A 7,528-nucleotide genomic window follows, 5' to 3' on the forward strand; every position below is an offset into this window, starting at 1 on the left:
TAATTTAACTCCCTAAGCACCAGAGGTTAGTTATATTACAAGACTTACCAAATTTTTTTTCATTTGCATTTTGTGTTTCTATGGATTCTTTTATTGCTTTGCTATATCCAATAAATTTTTCTCTAAGAGTTGGCTTGATGATTCTATTTGGTAAGGTGCTGGGAAATATGCCTGCTATTGTATATGACATATAGAAATCATAGGCAGCTGCATTTATGTCTCCGGGGGTTATTATTCCAGATATTTCATAATTTCGTGAAACATTAAGACCGGCTATTCTGTATATTCTATCAACTACTAAGGAACAGTAAGTTTTATGGTAAATGTCCTCAAGATTAATTGAATCAGTCCACATATTGGAAGATAAAAGGGGAACCATATATCCAAAATTATTGTCAATATATCTATTTCTAGCAAAATTCATTGCTTTTTGAATAGTTCTTTTATTTGTTATGGGTGAGAATATTTTTAGTATTCTTGACTGTATATAGGTTGAGAGTTTTTCATATCCCGATCCTTGGACAGAAGCTGTATCAAATTTAATTTGATTACTTGTAATTACTGATTTTATATCAAAACTATCTTTTCCTGCAAATGCGATTTTTTTTGTATTATCATATTTGTCAGCATCAAATACTCCTGTGTGCTGCCAGAAATAAAAGAAGTCAGTCCAGTCTATTTTTGGTTTTATTAATAATATGTCTCCATGTGATAAAATAGATCTTAATTTTTGAGGTGTAATTTCCATACCTGTTTCTGGATCTATAATATTTTTCATAGAGTCTATTTTTTGTTGTGATTTTGTTGAATCATATAGGTTATTGTGTTCATCAACAATTGTTTGTTTTAGTAGCATGTTTTTTATTGTATTATTGTTGATTTTCAAATGAATCATGAAGTTTTGAAAATATTTTTTGTCTTTGATTTTTAATAGTTGATTTGCTATTATGTGTGGTGATATATATTCAGTTCCATTTATTATGTCTTTGTTTATGGTATAGTTTCTTATGTTTTCCTGAGGAAAAAATGAAGCTATATTATTGATAGGTATATATCCCATGTTGTTTTCATAAAATATTTGTTCTAATTCTGTTAAAATTTCTTTTTCTAAATACATTTGTGTTTCTGTTAATTCTGTGAAATTTTTGTTTATTAAATGTATTTGTTCTATATCAGATTTTTTCTTGAAACTTGTATTAGTTTTAATGATTAGGTATCCATTGATATTGCTTTGTTGAAGAAATTTATTCCATTCTTGTGAATTATTGAGATGTTTTTGATAAGCTAGTAAATAATTTTGTATTTCTTCAATTTTTTGAGGACTTATTTTTAAATCGATTGCTAGTATTTTTAATAAATTGGGATCATTTGCATGTTGTAATAATTTATCTATTAGATTTGATGGTATGTGATATATGGTATGTGTATTGTTTGTTATGAGGTTATGAGCAGATGGAGCATTATGGGTTAAGTAAATTGTATTTGGACTATTGTTTGCTTGGTTATCTGTAGTAAATAAGGCGCAGGAGCATATGAGATAAAGACTTATTAAGTTAAATATGCATATAAAATGTTTCATGTCAATATATTATCATATTTATTTTATTATATTTCATTTTGAATATTATGTTTATTATTTTTTATAAGTTTTAATTATATTGATTTTTTGTTGCTTAAGTTTTATTATATTAAGTATATATATATTAGAAATATGCTATATTTAAAATTTTTTTAAACTTTTTTATAAAAACAGGGGTTTTTATTATGCAGTATTTAAAACCAATAAATGTATTCTCAGAAATAGGTCGTTTAAAAAAGGTGTTATTACATAGACCAGGTAAAGAATTGGAAAATTTGACTCCTTCAATAATGAAGAGATTGTTGTTTGATGATATTCCTTATCTACATGTGGCTATACAAGAACATGATTCTTTTGCGGATACTTTAAGAGGTAATGGAGTTAAAGTTGTTTATATTGAAGATTTGATTAGTGAAACTCTTTCTAATGATGATAGTATAAAAGAGCAATTCATATCTCAGTTTATTTTGGAGGCAGGAATTAGGACCGAAAATAAAACTAGAGCTTTGAAAGATTATTTTTGTAATATGTCTGTTAATGATATGATTTCAAATATGATAGCTGGTGTGACAAGAGATGATCTTAAAAATTATAAATCTGATTCTCTAAATTCTTTAGTAAATAGTGAATATCCTTTAATTATTGATCCTATGCCCAATATACTCTTTACAAGGGATCCTTTTGCAAGTATTGGGCATGGTGTGACAATAAATAGGATGTCTACTAAGACTAGACATAGAGAAACTATATTTGCAGAATATATTTTTAAGTACCATCCTATTTATAAAGACAATGTTCCTATATGGTATAATAGGGATGAGGATACTACTTTAGAAGGTGGGGATGAATTAGTTTTAAGTCGAGATGTTTTAGCTATTGGTGTTTCTGAGAGGACCGAGTCTGAGTCTGTTGAGAAAGTGGCACGAAAACTTTTTGAGCAAAAAATATCATTTAATACAATTTTGGCTTTTCAAATTCCGCAAAGTAGGGCTTATATGCATTTGGATACTGTTTTTACTCAAATTGATCATACTACTTTTACAAGTTTTATTAGTGATGATATGAAATTTACAATTTATGCTTTAACTTATGATGTGAGTTCTGGCAGTATTAAAGTTAAAAGCGAAAAGGCAAAATTAGAAGATATTTTAGGTTTTTATTTTGGATGTAAGGTTAATATCATAAAATGTGCTGGGGGAGATTTAATTCATGGAGCACGAGAACAGTGGAATGATGGTGCTAACACTTTAGCAATATCACCTGGAGAAGTAATAGTTTATTCTAGAAATCATATGACTAATAAATTACTTGAGGAATTTGGGATTAAGGTTTATCAAATTCCTTCTAGTGAACTTTCACGAGGAAGGGGTGGACCAAGATGTATGTCTATGCCTTTGATAAGAGAAGATATTTAGTTAGGGAGAAAATGTTTATGTATAATTTACAAGATAGTTTACGCAATAAAAGTTTTTTAAGGCTTTTAGATTTTACTCAAGATGATATTCAATATTTACTTGATTTGTCTCATAAGTTGAAAAAAGTTAAACAATCAGGAATTGAAGAACAAAAACTGAAGGGTAAAAATATAGTTATAATTTTTGAAAAGGATTCAACAAGAACAAGATGTGCGTTTGAAGTTGCTGTCTATGATCAAGGAGCTCATGTGACTTATTTGGGACCAACAGGAAGTCAGATAGGAAAAAAAGAATCTATAGCTGATACTGCAAGGGTATTGGGAAGAATGTATGATGCTATTGAATTTAGAGGATTTTCTCAAGAAGCGGTTGAAGATTTAGCTAAGTATTCTAATGTGCCAGTTTATAATGGATTAACAGATATTGCTCATCCAACGCAAATACTTGCTGATTTTATGACCATTGAAGAACATAAAGGATGTTTAAAAAATTTAAAGATGGTATTTTGTGGTGATGGTAGAAATAACATGGCTAATTCTTTAATGGAAGGATGTTCTATGATGGGAATGGACTTTAGGATATTTGCACCAACAGAACTCTTTCCAGATCCAGAGTTGGTAGCTAAGACAAAATTGATTGCTGATAAGAGTGGGGGTAGTATTACTATTTCTAGTTCTATTGAAGAAACAGTTAGGGATGTTGATGTTGTTTATACTGATGTATGGGTGTCTATGGGTGAGACTAATTGGGATGAACGAATTAAATTATTAAGACCATATCAAGTCAATAGTGAACTTATGCAATTGGCAAAGAAAGATGCAATATTTATGCATTGTTTACCAGCTTTTCATGATTTAAATACGGTAGTTGGTAGAGAAGTTTTTGAAAAATATGGACTTAAAGGGATTGAGGTTACTCATGATGTTTTTGAGGGTGATCGATCTGTTGTTTTTGATGAGGCTGAAAATAGGTTGCATACTATTAAAGCCGTTATGGTTGGAACTTTGGGATAAATTTATTATAAGTTTTATTATCAAAATGTAAATATGTATTAGGAGAGATAAAATGGTTCAAAAAAATAAAATGCCAAGTAGTTTTACGATAGTATTTGCTTTAATAGTGTTTATGACAATATTAACTTATATAGTTCCTGCAGGTGAATTTCATAAAGAAAATAGAGAAGTGAATGGTAATTTGCAAGAAGTTGTTGTGGCTGGAACTTATCATGCAGTAGATAGAGCACCTAGGGGATTTTGGGATGGCATTTTTATTGTTTTAACAGCAATGGCTAAAGGAATGGAACATGCTGTTGAAGTTATTGTATTTGTTTTAATTGTTGGTGGAGCTTATGGAGTTATTTTGGGGACGGGAGCAGTTGATGCAGGAATAGCAGCAGCAATTAAGAAAATGGGAAATAAGGATAGACTTTTGATACCATTGATGATGTTTATTTTTTCCATAGGTGGGACTACAACAGGGATGTATGAAGAAACACTACCATTTTATCTAATTATGATCCCATTGGTAATAGCTTTAGGTTATGATAGTGTTGTAGCCGTTGCAATTATTGGATTAGGGGCTGGTGTTGGAACTATGGCATCTACTATTAATCCATTTGCTACGGGAATAGCATCAGCAATAGCTGGTATTGAGATAAAGGATGGTTTTTATTTTCGTATTGTTTTATACGTAGTTTCTGTTTTTGTAGCTATAGCATATGTATTGATATATGCAATTAGAGTCAAGAATGATCCTAAAAGATCTATAGTATATTCTCAAAGGGAAGAAAATTATAATCTATTTGTTAAAGGTAGGAGTGATGATAAGAGTGATAGTATGCCAGAATTTACAAATAGACGGAAAATGGTATTAGTATTGTATGGGTTAATGGTTGTATTTTTGATATATAGTATTTTGGAGCTTGGTTGGTGGATGCAAGAGATGACAATGTTATATCTTGGTACAGCGATTCTATCTGCGTTTATATGTAAAATGAATGAATCTAAAATGTGGGATACTTTTGTAGAGGGAGCTAAAGATATGATAACAGCAGCACTTATTATAGGTATGGCTCGGGGAGTAATGATTGTAGCTGATGAAGGTATGATTACAGGAACAATTTTACATGCTGCATCAGAATTTTTGTATGGGGTTCCTAAAGGTATGTTTATCATTTTAAATGAACTTGTACAGATATTTATAGGTTTTATTGTACCCTCTTCATCAGGACATGCAAGTTTAACAATGTCAATGATGGCTCCATTGGCTGATTTTTTAGATATGCCAAGATCGTCAGTTGTATTGGCTATGCAGACAGCATCGGGTTTGGTGAATTTGTTAACGCCAACGAGTGGGGTTATCATGGCTGTATTGGGAATGGCAAGACTGAGTTATGGTAGTTGGTTTAAGTTTGTGATGCCGATTTTTGTGATTGAATTTGTAATATGTATTTTAGTAATAATGGCAAATGTATATTTATAGTATGTACGAGTTAAGGAGTTGTGTATGAATAAAAGAATTGTAGTAAGTCTTGGAGGGAATGCTTTAGAATGTGGAGATGGAACATTTTGTGAGCAATTATCAAGGATAGAAAGTAGTGTATGTGGTATAGTGGATTTAATAGAGTATGGTTATGAGATAGTCATTAGTCATGGTAATGGTCCTCAAGTGGGAAGAATTTTGTTAGAAAATGAAATGTGCAAAGAGACGCCATTGGCACCACTTGATGTGTGTGTTGGTATGAGTCAAGGGATGATAGGATATTATATTGAACAGGCATTAAGGAATGAGATCTGTAGGCGAGGAATTAAACGAAAAGTAATAGTGGTGTTGACTCAAGTTTTGGTAAATAAAGAAGATGAGTGTTTTAATAATCCTAGCAAACCTATTGGTCCATTTTATGATAAGATACGAGCAAAAGAGCTTGAGAGTGAGGGATATACTTTAAAAGAAGATAGTGGAAGAGGGTATAGGAGAGTGGTTGCATCACCTAAGCCTATTGAGATTATAGAAATTGAAGAGATAATTGAATTAATTAACAAAGGATGTATAGTGATTGCTTGTGGAGGAGGTGGTATACCTGTTATCAAAGATGAAAGAGGAGTCATTAAGGGAATAAGTGGAGTAATTGATAAGGATTTTGCATCGTCTAAATTAGGACAGGACATAGGAGCAGATCAGTTATTAATTATTACTGCTGTTGAACAGGTGGCGTTAAATTTTGGCAAAAGCAATGAAAGTTTACTGAGTAAAGTAAATATTGGTGATTTAGAGAAATATATCAAAGAGGGTCGGTCATTTTGTGGCAGGTTCTATGTTGCCTAAAATAGAGGCAAGTATTAACTTTGTAAAGTCTAGAGAGAATAGAGAAGCAATTATTACATCACTTGATAAAATTATTGAACGGATAAAGGGAATTAGAGGGACAATGATAACCATGTAGATCGGGTTATTAAATATTGATATAGGAAGGTGTATAGTTATAAGTAAGCATCTATTTTAAAAAGAGTAAAGTTTCAACAGAATCAATGATTAAGATGGATGGAGGAGGTCTTAAAATCAACCCATTCATTTGTATTTTTAATTTCTATTATTAAATTTTGTATTTCATGTATGATATTTTTAGTTTTATTCAATTATTTTGCTTATATTAGTTTTTTATCATTATACAATAAATTCTTCATAAGAAAATGTTATAAAAATTTGTTTTTTAAAATATTTTGAACTAAATGTGTATGTATGTTTTGTAAAGGAGCGTTAAAATGTTATGAAAAAGGACAAAATTGATTACAAAAGAGAAATAATTGCCGGAATTACAACATTTCTAAGTATGGGATATATAATAATAGTAAATCCTTTAATATTATCTAATGCGGGTATGCCTATAGGAGCATTGGTAACATCTACATGTATAACAGCAGGGCTTGCTACAATTATGATGGGTGTAGTAACAAATACTCCTTTAGCTTTAGCGTCTGGGATGGGTACCAATGCATTTTTTGCTTTTTCTCTTGTAAAAGGAATGAATATACCTTGGGAAGTGGCTTTGGCAGCAGTGTTTATTGAAGGAATTATATTTATTATTTTATCTTTGTCAAAGATTAGAGAAAATATCATAAATGCTATATCAATGAATTTAAAATATTCTATTTCTGTTGGTATTGGATTTTTTATTGCTTTTATTGGTTTAGTTAATAGTAATATTATAGTTAAAAATGAGGCCACATTAATTGGTATTGGTAATTTTATGGATTTACAAGTTTTGATTACATTGTTAGGTTTTGTCTTAATATGTGTTTTTGTGAAAGAAGCTATTCCAAGTTTTTTAATATTATTGTTAATTCCATTAACTTATAATATATCTTCAGGAATAGGTATTGGAATAACTTTTTATGTAATTATGAGTTTATTATATAATTTCTTTAGGAAAGAATATGTCAGTGTGTCTCCTATCATAATTGTATTGTCTTGTGTTTTTGTTTTGAAATTATTGCTTTCTATTTAGGGTTTTAATATAGTCAAACATAATTGTGAA

General features: G+C 30.2%; 6 protein-coding genes and 1 pseudogene. 6 read left to right on the forward strand and 1 reads right to left on the reverse strand.

Annotated elements, in window-relative coordinates; all coding sequences use genetic code 11:
• Positions 1 to 4 precede the first annotated feature (4 nt).
• Positions 5 to 1,579, reverse strand: a complete 1,575-nt coding sequence (locus BRE_RS04285; protein WP_012539213.1) for a hypothetical protein — start codon at positions 1,577 to 1,579, stop codon at positions 5 to 7.
• A gap of 185 nt (positions 1,580 to 1,764) precedes the next feature.
• On the opposite strand from BRE_RS04285, the gene arcA reads away from it, so the two are divergent.
• From arcA to BRE_RS04310, 6 genes and pseudogenes are all read left to right on the forward strand, one after another.
• Positions 1,765 to 2,994, forward strand: a complete 1,230-nt coding sequence (gene arcA / locus BRE_RS04290) for an arginine deiminase (protein WP_012539214.1) — start codon at positions 1,765 to 1,767, stop codon at positions 2,992 to 2,994.
• A 17-nt stretch (positions 2,995 to 3,011) separates the two neighbouring features.
• Entirely contained in the window at positions 3,012 to 4,007 is a 996-nt protein-coding gene (argF, locus tag BRE_RS04295; protein WP_041178172.1) for an ornithine carbamoyltransferase, read from the forward strand.
• Positions 4,008 to 4,059: 52 nt separating this feature from the next.
• Positions 4,060 to 5,475 (forward strand): YfcC family protein, encoded by a 1,416-nt coding sequence (locus BRE_RS04300; protein WP_012539216.1) that lies wholly within the window; start codon positions 4,060 to 4,062, stop codon positions 5,473 to 5,475.
• A 24-nt stretch (positions 5,476 to 5,499) separates the two neighbouring features.
• Positions 5,500 to 6,318 (forward strand): carbamate kinase, encoded by an 819-nt coding sequence (arcC, locus tag BRE_RS04305; protein WP_232212707.1) that lies wholly within the window; start codon positions 5,500 to 5,502, stop codon positions 6,316 to 6,318.
• Positions 6,296 to 6,436 carry a hypothetical protein gene (locus BRE_RS06450; protein ID WP_232212708.1) on the forward strand — a complete coding sequence of 47 codons (141 nt, stop codon included), beginning with the start codon at positions 6,296 to 6,298 and terminating at the stop codon, positions 6,434 to 6,436. The genes arcC and BRE_RS06450 overlap by 23 nt, the downstream gene beginning before the upstream one ends.
• Positions 6,437 to 6,760: 324 nt before the next feature.
• Positions 6,761 to 7,294 (forward strand): annotated as a pseudogene (locus BRE_RS04310) (solute carrier family 23 protein); the annotation flags it as partial.
• Between the last annotated feature and the right edge of the window lie 234 nt (positions 7,295 to 7,528).

Source organism: Borrelia recurrentis A1 (genome assembly GCF_000019705.1).
Lineage (GTDB): Bacteria > Spirochaetota > Spirochaetia > Borreliales > Borreliaceae > Borrelia > Borrelia duttonii.